The 19174-nt window shown below is 63.2% G+C and carries 16 protein-coding genes; 10 read left to right on the forward strand and 6 right to left on the reverse strand.

Annotation, left to right across the window (positions count from 1 at the left end):
* Positions 1 to 51: 51 nt before the first annotated feature.
* On the forward strand, positions 52 to 732 hold the full coding sequence (locus tag NKH21_RS30220; protein ID WP_352663187.1) for a hypothetical protein: 681 nt from the start codon (positions 52 to 54) through the stop codon (positions 730 to 732).
* 69 nt (positions 733 to 801) lie between these two features.
* On the opposite strand, the gene NKH21_RS30225 is transcribed toward NKH21_RS30220, so the two are convergent.
* Positions 802 to 1254, reverse strand: a complete 453-nt coding sequence (locus tag NKH21_RS30225; protein WP_352479909.1) for a nucleoside deaminase — start codon at positions 1252 to 1254, stop codon at positions 802 to 804.
* 76 nt (positions 1255 to 1330) lie between these two features.
* Here NKH21_RS30225 and NKH21_RS30230 point away from each other — a divergent pair, with 76 nt between their 5' ends.
* The 5 genes from NKH21_RS30230 (at position 1331) to NKH21_RS30250 (ending at position 7539) form a co-directional block, all read left to right on the forward strand.
* Complete coding sequence (locus NKH21_RS30230; protein ID WP_352663185.1) at positions 1331 to 3259, forward strand: pseudouridine synthase; 1929 nt, start codon at positions 1331 to 1333, stop codon at positions 3257 to 3259.
* Positions 3240 to 3794, forward strand: a complete 555-nt coding sequence (gene rsmD / locus NKH21_RS30235) for a 16S rRNA (guanine(966)-N(2))-methyltransferase RsmD (RefSeq protein ID WP_352663183.1) — start codon at positions 3240 to 3242, stop codon at positions 3792 to 3794. The genes NKH21_RS30230 and rsmD overlap by 20 nt, the downstream gene beginning before the upstream one ends.
* A 97-nt stretch (positions 3795 to 3891) precedes the next feature.
* Positions 3892 to 5256, forward strand: a complete 1365-nt coding sequence (locus NKH21_RS30240) for a M16 family metallopeptidase (protein ID WP_352663180.1) — start codon at positions 3892 to 3894, stop codon at positions 5254 to 5256.
* A 166-nt stretch (positions 5257 to 5422) separates the two neighbouring features.
* Positions 5423 to 6673 carry a M16 family metallopeptidase gene (locus tag NKH21_RS30245; protein ID WP_502903362.1) on the forward strand — a complete coding sequence of 417 codons (1251 nt, stop codon included), beginning with the start codon at positions 5423 to 5425 and terminating at the stop codon, positions 6671 to 6673.
* The gene (locus NKH21_RS30250) at positions 6670 to 7539 is read left to right on the forward strand and encodes a patatin-like phospholipase family protein (protein WP_352663174.1); all 870 of its coding nucleotides are present in this window, start codon (positions 6670 to 6672) and stop codon (positions 7537 to 7539) included. Before NKH21_RS30245 ends, NKH21_RS30250 begins: the two co-directional genes overlap by 4 nt.
* Positions 7540 to 7788: 249 nt before the next feature.
* Here the strand turns inward: NKH21_RS30250 and NKH21_RS30255 are convergent, their stop codons facing one another.
* Complete coding sequence (locus NKH21_RS30255; RefSeq protein WP_352663171.1) at positions 7789 to 8685, reverse strand: MBL fold metallo-hydrolase; 897 nt, start codon at positions 8683 to 8685, stop codon at positions 7789 to 7791.
* A 144-nt stretch (positions 8686 to 8829) separates the two neighbouring features.
* Here NKH21_RS30255 and NKH21_RS30260 point away from each other — a divergent pair, with 144 nt between their 5' ends.
* Positions 8830 to 9762 carry a LysR family transcriptional regulator gene (locus NKH21_RS30260; protein ID WP_352663168.1) on the forward strand — a complete coding sequence of 311 codons (933 nt, stop codon included), beginning with the start codon at positions 8830 to 8832 and terminating at the stop codon, positions 9760 to 9762.
* Positions 9763 to 9906: 144 nt separating this feature from the next.
* On the opposite strand, the gene NKH21_RS30265 is transcribed toward NKH21_RS30260, so the two are convergent.
* Together NKH21_RS30265 and NKH21_RS30270 are read right to left on the reverse strand one after the other, a co-directional pair.
* Positions 9907 to 10446 carry a dihydrofolate reductase family protein gene (locus NKH21_RS30265; protein WP_352663165.1) on the reverse strand — a complete coding sequence of 180 codons (540 nt, stop codon included), beginning with the start codon at positions 10444 to 10446 and terminating at the stop codon, positions 9907 to 9909.
* Positions 10447 to 10669: 223 nt separating this feature from the next.
* Complete coding sequence (locus NKH21_RS30270) at positions 10670 to 12400, reverse strand: adenylate/guanylate cyclase domain-containing protein (RefSeq protein WP_352663368.1); 1731 nt, start codon at positions 12398 to 12400, stop codon at positions 10670 to 10672.
* Between the two features lie 454 nt (positions 12401 to 12854).
* On the opposite strand from NKH21_RS30270, the gene NKH21_RS30275 reads away from it, so the two are divergent.
* Together NKH21_RS30275 and NKH21_RS30280 are read left to right on the forward strand one after the other, a co-directional pair.
* On the forward strand, positions 12855 to 13754 hold the full coding sequence (locus NKH21_RS30275) for an HNH endonuclease (RefSeq protein WP_352663162.1): 900 nt from the start codon (positions 12855 to 12857) through the stop codon (positions 13752 to 13754).
* Between the two features lie 416 nt (positions 13755 to 14170).
* Positions 14171 to 16360 carry an adenylate/guanylate cyclase domain-containing protein gene (locus NKH21_RS30280; RefSeq protein WP_352663159.1) on the forward strand — a complete coding sequence of 730 codons (2190 nt, stop codon included), beginning with the start codon at positions 14171 to 14173 and terminating at the stop codon, positions 16358 to 16360.
* A 42-nt stretch (positions 16361 to 16402) separates the two neighbouring features.
* Here NKH21_RS30280 and NKH21_RS30285 read toward each other — a convergent pair whose 3' ends face one another.
* Positions 16403 to 16912, reverse strand: coding sequence for a YHS domain-containing (seleno)protein (locus tag NKH21_RS30285; protein WP_352663156.1), 510 nt, complete (start codon positions 16910 to 16912; stop codon positions 16403 to 16405).
* Between the two features lie 27 nt (positions 16913 to 16939).
* On the reverse strand, positions 16940 to 17476 hold the full coding sequence (locus NKH21_RS30290) for an ankyrin repeat domain-containing protein (RefSeq protein WP_352663153.1): 537 nt from the start codon (positions 17474 to 17476) through the stop codon (positions 16940 to 16942).
* Positions 17477 to 18292: 816 nt separating this feature from the next.
* Between NKH21_RS30290 and NKH21_RS30295 the strand changes: the two genes are divergently transcribed.
* A partial coding sequence (locus tag NKH21_RS30295; protein WP_352869486.1) for a DUF6600 domain-containing protein occupies positions 18293 to 19174 on the forward strand: 882 nt, incomplete at its 3' end.

Here is a 19174-nt window from a genome sequence, read left to right on the forward strand (position 1 = left end):
TTTCTTTGGCCGGCGGCAATCGAGAGGCTGTCTACAGTGGGACTTTTTGGCATGACCGAGAGAACTTACGCGCGCGTTGCGCTGCTGGCGCCGCTTGTCGTATCGGGCCTCGCTTTGTCCGGCTGCATGGGCTCGCCCACTTACGGAACCGACAAGACCGCGGGCGCGCAGCTTGCTGGCGACCTCACCGGGGCTTTTTCCTTCGCACCCAAGCGCAAGGATAGTATCGACTACAAGCCGCGCCCCACGCTGGTGAAGCCGGGGCCGGGGCAGAAGGAAGTCTTGCCGCCGCCGCAGGAAAGCATCGAGACGGCGAGTGCCGAATGGCCCGAATCGCCGGAGCAGCGCCGTGCCCGCCTGCGCGCCGATGCCACCTTGCATCAGGACGACCCGGCCTACCAGGCGCAGGTCATCGATGACGTGCAGACGGATCCGGCGTCGGTCAAGGCCGCGCTGAAGCAGTCGGGCTCGAGCCACCCGCCAGCCTGGACTCCGGCCGATTCGGACAAGAGCCGCGCCGCGGAAATCATGCGCCGCCGGGCTGAAGGCAAACAGGGCGACCCGACCACCCGTAGATATCTGAGCGAGCCGCCGGTGCAATACCGCGCTGCTGCCGCCACCGCGCCGCAGGGCGACCTCGGCGAGGACGAGTACAAGAAGGAACGCCGCCTCAAGAAGGAGGCGGCCGCCAAGAGCAAGAGCGGCGGCATGTTCGACTGGCTGCCCTGGTAGGCTGACGGCGCTAGAGGCGTTCTTGGCTGGCTGGATTGGCTGACTTGGATTTGGATCGTCGGCCGGAAATCAGGGTCCGCGTCGCTCCCGAAAAAAGTCTTTCAGCAGCGCTGCTGCAGCGTTTTCGGCCATGCCCGGATAGATGTCGGGCACATGGTGGCAGGTCGGTGACGTGAAGAAGCGAACGCCGTTGACCACTGCGCCGCCCTTCTCGTCGGCAGCGCCGAAATAGAGCCGGCGCAGCCTGGCGAAGGAGATGGCGCCGGCGCACATGGCACACGGCTCCAGCGTCACGTAGAGATCGTGGCCGCTGAGCCGCTCGCTGGAAAGCTTGCGGCAGGCCTCGCGGATCGCCAGCATCTCGGCATGGGCGGTGGGATCGGCAAACTCGCGCGTGCGGTTGCCGGCACTCGCAACGACCGTATCGCCGCCGACAACGACCGCGCCAACCGGCACCTCGCCACGCTGGGCGGCGGCTTCGGCTTCTTTAAGCGCCAGCGCCATGAAATCCTGCCGCTTCACGCGGTTTCCATTCCGATTATCTCCTCGCCACTAGAGCGCGATCCTGTTACTACCCGCGCAAACGAGCAAAGGCCACATGGACGACAAAAACAAGAAATTCCCGCGCAAGGCCGGCCCGAAGCCGGCAGGGCCGCGCGGTCGCGATAGCGCTCCCGGCAAGGGCGGCAAGCCGTCCTTCGGCGCCAAAAAACCCTACACTCCGCGCGGCGACCGGCCAGCAACTGCCGAAGGCGAACGGCCGAAGCGCGACTTCAAAGGTGGCGACCGGCCGTTCAGCAAAGGGCCGCGTCCGGAAGGCAAGCCTTATGAAAAGCGCGAGGGTCCACGCAAGCCTTATGCGCCGCGCGGCGACCGGCCAGCAACTGCCGAAGGCGAGCGGCCGAAGCGCGACTTCAAGGGCGGCGACAGGCCGTTCAGCAAAGGGCCGCGTCCGGAGGGCACGCCCTATGAAAAGCGCGAAGGTCCACGCAAGCCTTACGCACCGCGCGGCGACCGGCCAGCAGCTGCCGAAGGCGAGCGCGGCGAGAGGCGCTTCGACCGTCCCAAGCGTGACTTCGGCGATCGTCCTAAACGTGATTTTGGCGGCGATCGGCCCCATGGCGCACAAAGGGCAGAGGCGGCATCGGATGGTGGCTTCAAGCCGCGCCCGCGTCGCGTCGAGGCAACGGAAGAAGCCGGAGAACGCATTGCCAAGCGGCTGGCGCGTGCCGGCCTGGCCTCGCGCCGCGACGCCGAGGAACTGATTGCGGCCGGCCGCGTCAAGGTCAATGGCAAGATGTTGTCCTCGCCGGCCTTCAACGTCATGCCCGGCGACATCATCCATCTCGACGGCATGGAGATCCCACCGATCGAGCGCACCAGGCTGTTCCTGTTCCACAAGCCGGCCGGCGTGGTCACGACAAACCGCGATCCCGAAGGCCGCAAGACCGTCTTCGACGTGCTGCCGCCCGGGCTGCCGCGGCTGATGACCATCGGCCGGCTCGACATCAACACCGAAGGCCTGCTGCTGCTCACCAATGATGGCGGCCTGTCGCGCGTGCTCGAACTGCCGGCGACCGGCTGGTTGCGACGCTACCGCGTGCGCGTCCACGGCAAGGTCGAGGAAAGCGCACTCGCGGGGCTGCGCGAAGGCATTGCCGTCGACGGCGTCTTTTATGGTGCCATCGAAGCGACGCTCGACCGCGAGCAGGGCTCAAACGCCTGGCTGACACTCGGCCTGCGCGAGGGCAAGAACCGCGAGGTCAGGAACATCCTGGGCGCGCTCGGTCTCGACGTGACGCGGCTGATCCGCATTTCCTATGGGCCGTTCCAGCTCGACGATTTGCCGGAGGGGCATGTGCTGGAGATCAAGGGCCGCGTGCTGCGCGACCAGCTCGGCGAGCGCCTGGTCGAAGAGTCCGGCGCCAATTTCGATGCCGATATCGCCAAGCCGTTTTCCAACAAGCCGGTCAGGCGTGAGCGCGAGGAGGAGCCCGAGCGGCCGAAATTCACCCGCGACGGGGAACGCCGGCCGATCGGCGAGGGCGGCCTGATCAAGAACCGCAAGCGGCGCGAGGGCAGCCGCGACGAAGCGCTCGGCAAGCTGTCGACAAGCCCTGACAGGAGCTTTGGGCCGAAAAAGAGCTTTGGCGAGCGTGGCCCCAGACCTGAACGCAGCGACTTCGCGGACAAACCCCGTGGCGACAAACCTCGTGGCGGCTTCGGTGGGAAAAAATCCGAACGCGAGCAGCGGCCGATCGAACCGCCGGGCCAGCGCAAGGCCAATGTCTGGATGGCGCCGGGCGCACGGCCGATCGGCAAGGGCAGGGCAGAGGCAGACGCCGCCAAGGCGGCAGAAAACAAGGCGCGCAAGGCATCGTTCAAGCCGTCTTACGGCAAGCCCGGCGGCAAACCGCAAGGCGGCGATGCAAAGCCGTTCGGCAAACCGCGTGGCGAGCGCCCGGATAGTGGTGGCGACCGGCCGCGTGGCGGCCCGAAGGGAAGCAATGCGGATCGTCGGCGGTGAGTTTCGCGGGCGTCCGCTGGCGACGCCCCGCACTTTTGCCATCCGCCCGACCACCGACCGCACGCGTGAGGCGATCTTCAACGTGCTGGCGCATCGCTTTCCTGAAAAACTGGACGGCGCGCGCGTGCTCGACCTGTTCGCCGGCACCGGCGCGCTCGGCCTCGAAGCGCTGTCGCGCGGCGCCTCCTACGCTGTCTTCATCGAGGAATCCGCCGAAGGGCGCGGCCTGATCCGCACCAATGTCGAGGCCTTCGGCCTCACCGGCCGCACCAAGATATTCCGCCGCGACGCGACGGGCTTGGGCGAGGCGGGCACTATCGCCGCATTCGGCCTGGTCTTTGCCGATCCGCCCTATGGCAAGGGCCTTGGCGAACAAGCCTTGCGCTCCGCCAAGGCAGGCGGCTGGCTCGCCCCCGGCGCGCTCTGCGTCATCGAGGAAGCGGCGGCGGCGCCGTTCGAGGCAGGGCCGGGCTTTTCGGTTGTCGACGAGCGCAACTATGGCGAGACGGTCATCCGGTTCATCGAGGCCGCCTGAGTTCGGCTTCCGCGATGGCGCCTTCAAAATGACGAACAATTCGCTTTGCCTCGACCAGCAACCCCGCCTATCGTCCCACCACGAACCGGAGCCACCTATGACATTTCAGGCTGAATGGCTGCGCGGAACGCTCTTGGGGCTGGCCTTGGTGATTGCCGCGCCGGCTCTGGCGGATAACAATCCTGACGACGGCGTCGTCACCGATTTCCTGCTCGACAACGGCATGGAGGTCGTCGTCATCCCCGATCACCGCGCCCCGATCGTCACCCATATGGTCTGGTACAAGATCGGCAGCGCCGACGAGCCGCCGGGCAAGTCCGGCATTGCCCATTTCTTCGAGCACTTGATGTTCAAGGCGACCAGCAACCATGCGGCCGGCGAGCTCGACCGCGCCGTCGCTTCCATCGGCGGTTCGGACAACGCCTTCACCTCCTACGACTACACCGCCTTTCATGAGACGGTGGTGCCGCAGGCGCTGGAGCAAATGATGGGTTTCGAGGCCGATCGCATGCGCAATCTCATCCTCAACGACGACGTCATCAAGACCGAGCGCGACGTCATCCTCGAGGAGCGCCGCTCGCGCATCGATTCCAATCCGCAAGCGGTGCTCGACGAGGAGGTCGACGCCACGCTGTGGCAGAACCAGCCGTACCGCATTCCGGTCATCGGCTGGATGCAGGAGATGGAGAAGCTGAACCGCATCGACGCGATGGCTTTCTACAACAAATATTATACACCCAATAACGCCGTGCTGGTGGTGACCGGCGATGTCGAGCCGGAAACGGTCAAGGCGCTGGCCGAAAAGACCTATGGCAAGATCGCGCGCGGCCCGGATCTGCCGCCGCGCATCCGCCCGGTCGAGCCGGAGCAGAACACCAGGCGCACGGTGACGCTGACCGACGGGCGTGTCAGCGTGCCGAGCTTCACCACGCAATGGGTGGTTCCGTCCTATCACACGGCAAAGCCCGGCGAAGCCGAAGCGCTCGACGTGCTGTCCGAAATCCTCGGCGGCGGCAACCGCAGCCGGCTCTACCAGGAGCTTGTCGTCAGGCAAGGCATCGCCGCCGAGGCCGGCGCCTTCTTCCAGGGCACCATGCTCGACGACACCAATTTCACTGTCTATGGCGCGCCGCGCGGCGATGCCAAGCTTGCCGACATCAAAGCCGCGGTCGACGCCGAGATCGCCCGCATCGCGAAAGACGGCGTTACCAGCGACGAGCTGGAAAAATCCAAGGACCGTTTCGTACGCTCGATGATCTTTGCCCGCGACAAGCAGGAGGACATGGCCAACATCTACGGCTCGACGCTCGCCACCGGCGGCAACGTCCAGGACGTCCAGCAATGGCCGGACCGCATCCGCAAGGTCACCGCCGACCAGGTCAAGGCGGTCGCTGCCCGCTATCTCAATCTCGACCACGCAACCACCGGCTATCTTCTGCCGCAAACCCAGGCTGGGAATTGATGTGATGATGAGCCAGCATGGTCCCGCTCTGCCTTCTCCCCTCGTGGGCTCCTTCCCTTCTCCCAAAAGGGGAGAAGGGAAGCGCGCTCTCACCGGTCCTCTTCTAGCAACCCTGTTCCTCTCCCTTCTCTTCCTCATTCTGCCGGCGCTGTCGGCCCGCGCCGCCATGAACATCCAGGAGGTGACCTCGTCCAAGGGCATCACCGCCTGGCTGGTGGAGGATTATTCGGTGCCGATCGTCGCCATCCGCTTCGTCTTCGATGGCGGCGCGACGCAGGATCCGCCCGGCAAGGAAGGGCTTGCCAATCTGATGAGCGGCCTGTTCGACGAAGGTGCCGGCGACCTCGATAGCGAGGCCTTCCAGATCAAGCTCGACGATGTCGGCGCCGAGATGAGCTTCGATGCGCAGCGCGACGGCATCTACGGCTCGATGCGCATGCTGGCCGAGCAGCGCGACGGCGCGTTCGACCTGCTGCGGGTGGCGGTGAACCAGCCGCGCTTCGACCAGGTGCCGATCGACCGCATCCGCGCGCAGATCCTGTCCGGCATCATCGCCAACGAGCGCGATCCCGATACGCTCGCCCAACGCAAATGGCTGGACGCGATCTACGGCCGGCATCCCTACGCGCGGCCCGACCAGGGCACCAGGCAAAGCGTCGCGACGATCACGCCGGCCGATCTCAGCGCCTTCCACAAGGCGAATTTCGCCCGTGACGGCCTGCATGTCGCGGTGGTTGGCGCCATCGACGCCGAAACGCTGAAGCAGAAGCTCGACCTGGTGTTCGGCAGCCTGCCGGAAAAGCAGGCGCTGACGCCCGTTCCCGACATCGACCTGAAGCTCGGCCAGCAGCTCGAGGTCGTTTACGACCAGCCGCAGGCCTCGCTGCAACTCGCCTATCCCGGCGTGAAGCGGAATGCGCCGGATTTCTTCGCCGCGGTGCTGATGAACGAGATCCTCGGCGGCGGCACCTTCACCTCGCGGCTGTTCGATGAGGTGCGCGAAAAGCGCGGCCTGGCCTATAGCGTCAGCTCCGACCTCGTCGACCACGAGCACTCCGAGGCGCTGTCCATCACCACTTCGACCCGCGCCGACAGGGCGGCCGAGACGCTGGCCGTGGTGCGCGACGTGGTCAAGCGCATGGCCGAGGAGGGGCCGACCGAAGCCGAGCTGGCGGCGACCAAGAAATACATGATCGGCGCCTATGCCATCAACAATCTGAATTCCTCCGGCGCGATCGCCTCAACGCTGGTCGAGATCCAGCTCGGCAAGCTCGGCATCGACTACATGCAGCGCCGCGCCGCGCTGATAAACGCGGTGACACTGGACCAGGTCAAGGCAGCCGCGAAAAAGCTGCTCTCCGCCGAGCCGGCCATCATGGTGGTCGGGCCGAAGCTCGGCGCGGCCAACAAGGGATGAGCCCTAGCTTCGGCATCGCCTTTGGCGGCGGCGGCGCGCGCGGGCTGGCGCATATCCATGTCATCGAGGTGCTGGACGAGCTGGGCATCAGGCCGGCGGCAATCGCGGGTTCGTCGATCGGCGCCATCATGGGCGCCGGCATGGCCTCGGGCATGACCGGCAAGGACATCCACGACTACACGCGCTCGATCCTCGGCCGCCGCGCCGAAGTGGCGACGCGCATGTGGCGGGCGCGGCCCGGCACTTTTGCCGAGGCGGTGCAGGGTGGCCTGCGGGTCAGCCAGTTCAATGTCGAGCGCATCCTCAAGGCGTTCCTGCCCGACGCCATTCCCGAGACCTTCGCCGAATTGAAGATACCGCTGAAGGTGACGGCAACCGATTTCTATGGCCACCAGCTCGCGGTGCTCGACGAAGGCGAGCTGCATTCGGCGCTGGCCGCCTCGGCGGCGATCCCGGCGGTGTTCCGCCCGGTGATGCGCGACGGCAGGCTGCTGATCGATGGCGGCATCTACAATCCCGTGCCGTTCGACCTGATCGAGCTCGACGCCGACATCATCATTGCCGTCGACGTGGTCGGCGCGCCGAGCGAGGCGGGCCGCAAATTCCCGACCTCCGTCGACCTGATGTTCGGCGCCACCCAGCTTATGATGCAGTCGATCATCGCCAGCAAGCTGAACCAGAGTCGCCCCGATATTCTGATCCGGCCGGCGGTGTCGAAATACCGGGTGCTCGATTTCATGAAGGTCGAGGCGCTGATGGCCGAGACGGCGGCGATCAAGGACGAGCTGAAGCGCGAGATCGAAAAGGCGGTCGAAGCGCGCGCCAAAGCCGAAGCCAGCAAGCGCACCAACCGTCTCGGCGGATGATAGGCGTCAGGCGTCCGGCGTCAGCGCCCGCTGGACCATGAGCGTGTCGACATCAGGCGGGCAGGGGCGGTAAGATTGGGCGCGAAGGCCGGCGTTCCTTCGCGCCCCCCTCTGCCCTGCCGGGCATCTCCCCCACGAGGGGGGAGATTGGCTGTCATCGGCGCTTTCGCCTATCACCAGCGTTGCAGGATTGAGCGCCGAGGCTGAAGCTTCCGATCTCCCCCTCGAGGATCGAGATCGGCGCCGTTCTCAGCCCCACTTCATCTCGCCGGTGGCAACCTTGGAGCCGATGTCGAGCGCAACGCCCATGCCGAGGCCGGGAAAGCGGGCTTCCATGGCGCTCTTCAGCGCGGCAGCGTCCTTGGCCTTGGCCAGTTCTTCCTCGAAGGCGATGAGATAGGTCTTGGTGTGCTCGACGCCTGAAAGGTCCGTAGCGGCCTCAGGCGTCATGTGCCCGGGCACGACGATCGCCGGCTTGCGCGCCGCGATCTTTTCGAGATTGGCCAGCCAGGCGGCGCGCAGTTCCCTGGTCGGCGTATCGGCGGTCCAGACATGCACGCCAGCAAAGATCATCACCCCGCCGAACACCGCGTTCAGTGCCGGCACGAAGAGATAGCGCCGATTGGCGAGGCCCTCCGCGGCGACGATCTCGATGCTCTCGCCATCGACGCTGAGCGTCTTGCCGTCGAAAGCTTCGGGGATGACGACATCGGCGAGCGCCTGCGGGCCATTCTCCTTCAGCTGCGGCCCCCAAACGGCGAGTTTCTTTTCGACATTGCCGTTGATGGCGGCCACTGTCTCGGCTGCGGCAATCACCCGTGCCTGCGGGAACGCCTGCTTAATCGGCTTGAGGCCGAAATAATAGTCGGGGTCGGACTGGCTGACATAGATGGTGGTGAGCGTCTTGCCGGTCGCCTTGATCGCCTCGGCCACGGCTCGCCCGTCGGGGTAGGTGAAACCGCCGTCGATCAGCACGGCTTCAGTCGCCCCGGAGATCAGCACCGGCGCGCGGAAGAAGCCGTTTTGCCCGGCCGGAAAATGCTTCCAGGAAAGCCCGCCGGCCGCATGGCCGAACCCGGCGGGAGCAAAGACCGCGGCAGCGCCGGCGGCGAGGGTGGTTTTCATGATGGCTCTCCGTGTGAACATGGATGTCTCCTGGGAATGCGGTACTCGGCGGCGCGCAGCCTCGATGCCTGCAAGATGGCAAAAACGGAATGCGTATTGAAGGCCGACAAAATAGACGTAATGTATGCCATTGCCTGACAATGAGGCATCTGCCATGAGCGAAGCATGAACCTGAACCGGCTGGCCTATTTCGCGGCGGTGGTCGACGCCGGCTCGTTCACGCGGGCTGCCGAGCGGCTGGGCATCACCAAGGCGGTGGTCAGCCAGCAGGTGGCGCGGCTGGAGCGCGATGTCGGAACGACGCTGCTGATCCGCACGACGCGGCGCGTCCATCCGACCGAAGCCGGCCGGACATTCCATGCCCGCTGCCTGCAGGTCCTGCAGCAGGCCGAGGACGCCTTCAACGAGCTCGCGCAGGCGGCAGCAGAGCCGACCGGCACGCTGCGCATCGCCGCCTCCAACGACTACGGCACGTCGGCGGTGGTGCCGGTGGTCGCCGCCTTCAGCGCGCGCTATCCCGCCTGCCGGGTGGAGCTGACGCTGGGCGACGAGACGATCGACCTGGTTTCCGGCCACATCGACGTGGCCATCCGCGTCGGCTGGCTGGCCGATTCCAGCCTGCAGGCGCGGCGCATCGGCACCTTCCAACAGTTCATGGTATGCGGCGCCGGCTTTGCAGACCGGTTCACCGCCGGCGAACCGCAAGACCTTGCCGGGCTGCCCTTCGTCGCAAATATGGCGCTGCGCGAACCGCTGCTATGGCAATTTTCGCGCGGCGACAACGAGCAGCAGGCCGTGCGCATGCAGGCAACGATTTCGATCGACGCGACGCCGGCAGTGCTGGCGGCCGTCCGCGCCGGCGCCGGCCTGTCGGTGCTGCCGGACTTTTTGGTGCGGGACGACCTTGCCGCCGGGCGGCTGGTGCAGATCCTGCCCGAGTGGCGGCTGCCCTCCGGCGGCATCTACACAGTCTACCCCGCCGCCCGCTTCCGCCCGCCCAAGGTGACGAGGTTTGTCGAGATGCTGATTGCGGCCGTGCAGAAGGTGGAGGCAGGCGGGCGGGGGCTGATGGCCGAAGCTGCCAATCTCCCCCCTTGAGGGGGAGATGTCGCCGAAGGCGACAGAGGGGGTCGTCTCGCGTGATGCGCCAACCCCCACTATTGCAAAAGAGGAGCCGCGCCCGGTCAAACCGAACCCCTCTGGCCTGCCGGCCATCTCCCCCTCGAGGGGGGAGATCGGCTGTCACGACCCCAGCCCAGCCGCGTACTCCAGCGCCACCACGCCGTTGCTGAATTGCTTGGCGGAGATCAGCTCGAGCGGCAGTTGCGCGCCGGGCGGGAACAGCAGCTTGCCCTGGCCGACGGCACCGGGGTAGCTGAGCAGCCTGATGCGGTCGACCAGGCCGTGGCGCAGCAATTCCTGCGCGACGCTGAGGCTGCCATGCACATAGATGTTGCCGCCGCTGCCTTGCTTCAGCCCTCTGACCGCGTCCGGCAAGGCGCCCTGCAGCAGCTCTGCCGGCTGCCAGTCGAGCGCCGTCAAGCTGGTCGAGGCGATATATTTCGGCAGCGCGTTGAACCGGTCGGCGAAGTCTCCGGTCTCCTTGGGCCACGAGCCGGCAAAGATCTGATAGGTCGTGCGCCCCAAAAGCATGGCGCCGCTGTCGGCCAGCTCGTCGTCCTTGAATTTTTGCATCTCATCGTTCCAGGCGACGCTCGGCAGCTTCTCGACCTCGGCGATGCCATCGACGCTGATGAATTCGGTGACGATGAGTTTTCGCATGGCGGGTTCCTTTCTGCCGGAGGCGGGCGCGGGTCTTGTGCGAACTGCGCCGTCAACTAGCGCCGCGCTTTGTCAGGGGGAGGGGCTTTCCCCTTCAAAGACCGATACCGTGGGAAAAGCTTCTCCGGCCCGCCCGTCGTTCGGTCATGCCGCAAGGTCCGCTTCGGGTGGGGCCGGTCTTTTTGCCTGTCCCCGATTGGATCTGGTCGTAATCACGGGCTGCCTACAGCTTGGCAATACCGGCTTTCAGCAGTCCTTCGCGGACGTGCTGCACATCAGACTCCTGGGCATAGTGCAGGGTGGCGATAAATGAATCGAGGTCGAATTGGGGATCGAGCGTTCTGATCTTGCCCAGATGCGCCGCGGCCGCGATTTCGTCGCCGAGCCAGCCGTAGCAGGCAGCGGCGAAAGCGTGCTGAGCCGAGTCCATGGTCGACAGATGCATGAAAGCTTCGATCGCCTCGCCATACTGGCGCGCGGCGAAATGCGCCTTTCCCAGATGGCTCCAGAACCTCTCCGGGTGGTGCGGGTTCAACTGCATGGCCTTGCGGATCCATTCGATTCCCTCTTCCGGCCTCCCCAGCCACGTCAATAACTCGCCTTGCTGCACCACCACGAGGTCGTAATTGGGATTGAGGGCCAGTGCCCGCTCTTGATGGTAGCGCGCTGTGGTCAGCTCATTGTTGTTCACGTTCACTGCCGCGAGGATGCGGTGGACATCGGCATCGTTGTTGTCCAGCGCCAGCGCCCTGTCCAGCGCTGCCGAAATGTTGTTCCAGACGGCATCCCTGTCTTTGCACCAGTTATGGACCCAGGCCTGGCCAAGAATGCAGGCCCGCCAGGCATGGGCATGGGCATAATCGGGGTCGAGCGTGACGGCCCTTTCTATCAAGGTTTGCGCGCGTTCATTATCCGCAATCGTGCTTCGGTGATGCAGCACCTTGGCAGCAAGCACACATTCATACGCGGCCATGTTTGCAGGTTTCGCCCGCGCGAGCTGGTCCCGCTGAGCCGCCTCGACACGACCGGGCAGCGTGGCTGCGATCGCCGCCGTCACCTCATCCTGAATCGCGAATATGTCGTCCAGCTTCCGGTCATATTTGTCTGCCCAGATATGAGCGTCATTCGCCGTGTCGATGAGCTGAACCGTCACGCGCACCCTGTCGCCGATCTTGCGGACGCTTCCCTCCACCAGGTATTGGACGGCGAGTTTTTCGGCCACCTCGCGCACATTCACGGCGCGGTTCTTGTAGACGAAGGCGGAATTGCGCGAGATGACGAACAACTCATGGTGGCGAGACAATTCGGTGATGATGTCCTCGGTCAGTCCGTCCGCGAAAAATTCCTGCTCGGGGTCGCCGCTCATGTTGCTGAAAGGCAGCACCACTATCGAAGGTTTCGAGATGGATCGCTTTGCCTCGACTTCTGGCAGGGCAGGACTGTCAAACCCAACGCGATAGAGGCGAACCGGGCGGCTGATGTTCTTTAACGTCTTCTCGCCCAGGTCCTCCATGGCAATTTCGAGCCGGTCGGCAATTTGGGTCGCCACCGCTGCGGTCACGCAGATACCGCCGACGTCGGCGAGTTGCTCGATGCGCGAGGCAATATTGACGCCGTCGCCGAAAATATCATCATCGTCGAAAATGATGTCGCCGAGATTTATGCCGATCCTGAATTCGATACGCCGTTCTTGCGGCACATCCGAATTGCGGCGTTTCATGCGCTGTTGGATTTCCACGGCGCATTTCACGGCATCGGTCACGCTCTGGAACTCAACGAGCATGCCGTCCCCGGTGGTCTTGATGATCCGGCCCTTGTTCTTGGCGATGGCGGGATCGACCAGTTCTATGCGATGGGTCCGAAGACGTGCGAGCGTGCCGGATTCGTCGGCCTCCATTAGCCGACTGTAGCCCGCCATATCGGCAGCCAGAATTGCGGCTAGTCTCTGTTCCATCGCTGAACCAAGAACCAAGCCTACGCTTCCTGGGCTGCCAAATCCAGCACTTTGGGCTTGTGGCTGGAATGAAGAAGTCTTCCTACCGCAGCAGCAAGAAAGGGCGCCTTCCGCCTGGTGGCTGCGAACTCGATCGCATCAATCGCGGGAGGCGCCCCGATCCGCGCGCCAGACCACGCTCGGCAGCTTCTCGACCTCGGCGATCCCGTCGACGCTGATGAATACGGTGACGATGAGTTTTCGCATGGCGGGTTCCTTTTGGCGGGGGCGGATGGCGCTGGTCTTGTGCGAACTGCTCCGTCAACTAGCGCGGCACTTTTCAAGGGGAGGGCTTTCCCTATTCGCTCCCAAAGACCGATGCCGTGGGGAAAAGCTTCTCCGACCTGGACTAAGCTCCCAAGATCGGATTGGTATCTGAGGCAGATATCTCCAAAGAACGAATTGTAAAAAGATCATGGGATTCGGGGTCTTCATTCATCGGTCAGATTCGATCTACAACGACCGCCCCGCTGAGCAATACCAGTTTCCTAGCCAGTATCTGCGCCGCGTCGAAGCATGCGTCGGCGACTGGATTATCTACTACGAGCCAAGCAAAGTAGACGAGAGCCGCGGGTATTTCGCGGTGGCCAAGGTCCAATACGTCATCCCAGACCCCGCGAAGCCTGACATGTACCTCGCTCTGATTGAGCCCGGGACCTATCTCGACTTCGCCAATCCTGTTCCGTTCAACGGGGCGAATGGCATCGTGGAGAAGAGTGTACTCAACGAGGAAGGACGGATTTCCGGTCGCGCCCAATCTGCCGTCCGCCCAATCGGTCCAAGTGATTTCAATCGCATTATCGATCTCGGCCTGGACAACAGTGGGGCATTGCTCCCGCGCATTGATGAGATCGGCACGTCTTTCGGCTTTCAGGATGAGCAGGCGCCATTTGAGTTGGAGCTGAGCCGCGACCGCGTGAGTTACATTGGCTCGCGAATCGTACGGGATCGTATTTTCCGCCGCATCATCTTGCGGGCCTATGACGAACGCTGCGCGATTACGGGACTCAAGTTGATAAATGGTGGCGGGCGAGCAGAGGTTTCTGCCGCGCATATTCGACCGGTTGAAGCCAATGGACCCGATATCATCAACAATGGAATCGCACTGTCTGGTACAGCGCATTGGATGTTCGATCGCGGGTTGATCAGCCTATCCGACGATCTGGAAATCATGATCTCCCGGCAGGTTAACGACCTCGAGAGCGTGCAGGGATTTATAAACAAAACCGGTCGAGCACTTACGCCCAGTCGACATTTTGAACGCCCGCATCCTCATTTCCTACAATGGCACCGCGAGCACTGCTACAAGCAGTGAAAGCACCGTCGGCGTGGGAGTGTGTTGGTGGGCACTTCTGACTCGTCGGAGGCCTTCATTCTCTCGTTGCGAATGGCAGCAATGCGCCCAATATCGGCCGTCGGGATCAGTTTTGCTCTTCCTGCAAGCAGACAGACCGTGGGCCAGTCGTGTTTGCGCCTGATGTCGGCCGTAGGGCAAGCTTTGCCGTCGCCCGAAAGTCTGACGTCGGCGAATACGCTGTAGGTCGCGGTTGCACCATGAGCCGACATTCCGTCGAACATCACCTTTTCGGAATTCAAGGCGAACGCTCGTAGCCGATTTTGTAACGTACCTCATCGGAGAAACGGGTGTGGCTGCTAAGTGTGTATGGTCTTGCCATTGGGCTTTCCTTATAATTCTGCCCAGTGGAACAGGTTCAACATCTCGAACGGAAGTTGGTCGCTATCCTCGCCGCCGACGTGGTGGGGTACAGCCGGCTGATGGGGCTGGACGAGACGGGCACACTCTCGCGGCTCAAGGCGCTCCGGCGCGAATTCATCGAACCCGCGATCGAGGGCTATCATGGCCGCATCGTCAAGCTCATGGGCGACGGCGCTTTGGTCGCGTTCGAGAGCGTCGTCGATGCCGTAGCATGCGCCGTTGAAATCCAACGGGTCACCGCGCAGCAGAACCTCGGTCTTCCCGAAGATACCCGGATCGTGTTCCGCATCGGGATCAACCTTGGTGACGTGATCCCCGACAAGGACGACTTCTACGGCGACGGCGTCAACATCGCGGCCCGGTTGGAAGGACTGAGCGATCCTGGCGGCATCGTCATCTCGGGAACGGCCTACGATCAGGCTCACAACAAGCTCGGCCTGACCTTCAAGTCTCTCGGCGAACAGCGTCTCAAGAACATTCCAGAGCGGGTCCGCGCCTATCGGGTTCTGCTGGAACAGACCGCAGGAGCCAATAAGTCGCGCTCTCGGCGATGGCCTGTGATCGGCGCCACGGTGCTCGTTCTGGCTCTGATAGCGGGGATTGCGGTGATTCTCTGGCCGCAAGCGATTGCCCTGCTGCCCGGTCACGGTTCCACCCCGGTCGGTTCGTCGGTCGGCGAGCCCTCCATCGCCGTGCTGCCGTTTACGGATCTTAGCGAGAAGGCAGGCCAGGATTATTTTGCGGAAGGGCTCGCAGACGATCTCATCACCGATCTCTCGAAGATCTCGGGGCTCCTCGTCATCGCACGCAACTCCGCGTTCTCCTTCAAGGATCGATCCCTCGACGTCGACGAGATCGCGGCGCAGTTGAACGTCCGTTACGTGGTCGAGGGCAGCGTCCGGCGGGAGGAAGATCTAGTCCGCATCAATGTCCAGCTCATCGATGCCCAAACGGGGAGCAACATCTGGGCCGAGCGATACGACCGCGACTACTCCAGGATATTTGCACTTCAAGACGAAGTGATCGGGCGTATCGTTGAGGCACTTTCGGTGCGTCTGACGGAAGGCGAACGAGCACAGATTGCTCGCCTCCCCACGCGAAGCCTGGAGGCATACGATTTCTACACCCGAGCCGAGCAGAAGGTTTATGTGGTCGACAACAGGTCTCTCGGAGAGACCCTGTCCCTGTATCAAAAGGCGATCAAACTCGATCCTACGTTTGCAGATGCTTACTCGGGCTATGCCCGCGCCACGGTGGACGTGCTCGGCTTCGACTACCAGGTGCTCATGCTCAGCGCCGTCGCTCGCCAGCGCTCCTACGAAGCGGCAGGGCGGGCGCTGGAGCTCAATCCGCAATCTGCGCGCGCCTATGCCGTGCTCGGCATCCTGCAGATGCTGGACGGCGAATGGGACCAGGCGATCGCGTCGGTCCAGAAAGCCGTCGCGCTGGACCCGAATGGCGCGGAGGCGGAGCTCAATCGGGCGATCGTGCTGACCTACGCAGGACAGAACCTGGAGGCGCTGGCAGCGATGGAACGCGTGTTGCGGCTCGATCCCAAGCCGCGCGCTCAGGTCTTCGACTATTACGGCTTCGTGCTCTACATGAACCATCAGTACGAGAAGGCTTTGCAGGCGCTGAGCAAGGTCCAGCCGGGAGAGCGCAGCGACCTTGGTCTCGAAACGCTGGCCATGGCAAATGCGCGGCTTGGCCGCATGGCCGAGGCGCACGATGCGGCTGCAGCTATCCTGAAAGAGATACCCGAACAGAACCTCGCTGGTTATCGTGTCGTTTACGCCCACCATCGGCGGCAAGAGGACCTCGATCACCGGCTGGGCGCCCTTCGCGCCGCGGGGATTCCCGAGCGGAGCTTCGATTTTCGCGGGCGGGAGGAGGACCGCCTGGGTGCCGCCGCGATCCGAGCCCTAACGGGCGATCGGACATGGGTAGGACATCAACACAATGGCGCAGCCTTCGTCATGGAGCTGAGTGCAAATGGAGATGTCGCACTGAGCTCGCAAAGCAGCATCATCACCGGCACGTCCAGCGTGGATGGCGACCTCTTCTGCACGCAATCCACCGCGACCTTGCTCGGCCGCAAGTTCTGCGCCCCGGTCTATCGCAATCCCCAAGGGAGCAGCGATAAGCAGGACGAGTATGCTTGGCCGGACTCCGTCACAGTCTGGTATTTCTCGGTGTCTCCGTGACGGGCGCCATTCAACTTGCGGGCTCACGACATCGCGCCGGAGCTAGTTGGCGGCCGCTCTAGCCTCGAATTCCTTCGCCTCCACTGCGGGCCATTCGGCTTCCCCTTTCGCAATGACAGGCGCCGGGTTGGCATCGAAGTCTTCCTCCAGGCCCTCCTTTCCGGAGAACAGGAAGAGCTTGCCATTGACGATGCGGAAGGCTTCCGGGTCAAGGTTCGCGGATGCCTCCTTAACTGACATTCCCCCGGTGCAGAAGCCGCCGAACTGAGGGGCATAGCGCACCGGCTCGGAAACAAAGGCATCCCGGTGTTGGACGCTGGCGAAGTACCACGTTGCTCCGAGCCACTTCCTCGAGATCTTGGGCGAACCCATCGTCGCGCGACCGTCGGTGAAATATGCTACCGGATCATAACCCAGGATGGCGACATTGCCGAAGTATCCGGTGTTCACTCCGTCGCCGGCGTGGGATCCACCGGTGCCGAAGAGGAGGAAGGCGGCGGCTACTCCCGCGCAAAGCAAACTGTCAAACGTTCTGGAACGGTTCTCTGTCATGTTCTCCTCCAGTAGCCTTTCTCGATGTCAGTTGCCGAGGGCGATGCACACCTTGTACGACGACCCCATCGTTTCCTTGGGTTGGCATTTTGCGCCGTGCTTCTTGAGCAAAACCATCACGTCGGTGCTCTGATAGAATGTCGCGCGGCTGAGAGGCGTGTACCCGTATTCCTGGATTGCCTCGACCTGTGCGCCGTGCGAGATCAACAGCTCCGCGATGGCCGTCTGGTTCTCTTCTGCTGCCACATGCAGCGGCGTGATCTTGTGCGTGCTCAACGCGTCGACCTCGGCCCCGTGGTCGAGCAGCAATTTTGCTATGTCCAGGCTTCCTGAGTAGGCTGCCGCATGTAGCGCGGTGAAGCCGCGATCGTTGCGGGCTTCGATGTCCGCCTTGGCCCCGATCAACGCAATGGCGACCTCGGTCTTGCCGGCAAGCGCCGCATCGATCAGCGGGGTCTGACGGCTCTCGTCGCGATCGTTCACATTGGCGCCTTGTGCCAGGAGTTCGGCAACCTTTCCGGCGTCGCCCTCCCGAGCAGCGTCGTTGAGCGGCCCGGCCGTCACCGCACCGACGGCAAACCAAGAAATGAAAGCAACGACCAGAGCCCGACTGACAAGCCGAAGCCAACCGGTTTCGAAAAGCCTGACCCGGATCGGGAAGGCCCTCGGCAGCAACAATCGCCTGTAGACCGTCATCGTCTGACCCTCCGGGCGCGCTCGCCCGCGGATGGACGTGTATGAGATCAGTCTAATACATTTGGCGCAGCGGAGCCATAGGGTGTCCGGGTTATGCGCGAGTCGAAGTCGCGCGAGGCGCCCTGTGTCACCCCCGGCAGCGGGCTATCCGGGCACCAGCACCACGACCGCTAGAATGGCCATCAGCAGGCAGGCGGCCAGGCCGATCATATCGTGCTGCCGGAAGCGCCAGACGGCGTGGCGAGCATTAGGACGCCGATGACGGCGATTTAGAGTGGAACGAGGTTCATCCTTTAAAAGGGCAGCCCACCAGCCTTGCGCTTGTGCGTAGGCGCGAAGTTTAGTGTCAGCTTCTTGATGGGCGCGCTGGCAGTGTCGCTTGGGGAGAACCCTGTGTTTCCGTAGAAAAAGGCGATGTCGAACTGACCATCCTTCGCGAAAAAGGGGGCCGAATGTCTGGAATGGGTCAAACCCGGGGGCCGCCTAACCCAGGCAATGTCCGCTTATGCGCCTTTAGTTACCCAAAGTGGACCGACGGCTTCCGGCCCGATTGAGACGTCCACAAAGCTTCGTGCGATGCCAAGCCGCGCGCGAGCGGATGCGGGCAACGTCGGCAAAGTGGAACAATCCGGCAGCCGGCGGGTTTGTAGGATGAAGGGCGATCTGTTTCGGAGGAAGATTACGATGAAACGCGTCCTTGCCCACCATGCGGTGCGACTGATGCTCGGCGGCGTAACCGCCTGTCTGCTGACGGTCGCCCAAATTCCCAACCCGATTGCGCCATCGTCGCTCGTGTCCGAGGCAAGGGCTGCCACCACCGTTTCGATCAGCACATTCTACGAAGACCTGTCTTCCTATGGTGATTGGGTGTCGTATCACGGAGCGACCGTTTTCGTGCCGGTTGATGTACCTGACGGTTGGCGTCCGTATACCGTTGGACACTGGGCCTATACCGAGCAGTATGGCTGGCTGTGGATATCCGACGAGCCATTCGGCTGGGCGACGTACCATTACGGCCGGTGGGGCTATGCCGACGATATCGGCTGGTACTGGGTTCCAGGCACCCGTTGGGCGCCGGCTTGGGTGAGTTGGCGTCGTGACAGGGAGCATATGATTTGGGCTCCGCTGCCGCCGCGCCGCGATCCGGATTTGATTTCGATCGAGGTGACCTTCGACACGACGCCGGATTATTACTGGGTTGTGGTCCCCACCCGCGAATTCCTTGCTGCGGACATTTCTACCGTCGTCATCCGTGATGAGCCGGAGTTTTTGCGCATTGTCGAGGCGGCCGAGCCGGCCGGCGACGTGACGATCCAGAACAATGTGGTGATCAACAAAGTCATCGATGTTGATGTGATCGAGAAGGAGACGGACCAGAAGGTGACTGCCGTCAAGGTCAGCAAGACCGACGCACCCGAGCAGTCCGGCAAATTGAAAAACGATACGGTCACGGTCTTTCAAGGTGAGGTGAAAGCCGATGCCGATGCCAAACCAGCTAAGCTCAAAGACATCGAGGAGGTGAAGCAGGTTCAGGCTGGCCGCAAATCGAAGCCGACCGAAGGCGCA

It is taken from the genome of Mesorhizobium sp. M1329 (genome assembly GCF_040318035.1).
GTDB lineage: Bacteria > Pseudomonadota > Alphaproteobacteria > Rhizobiales > Rhizobiaceae > Mesorhizobium.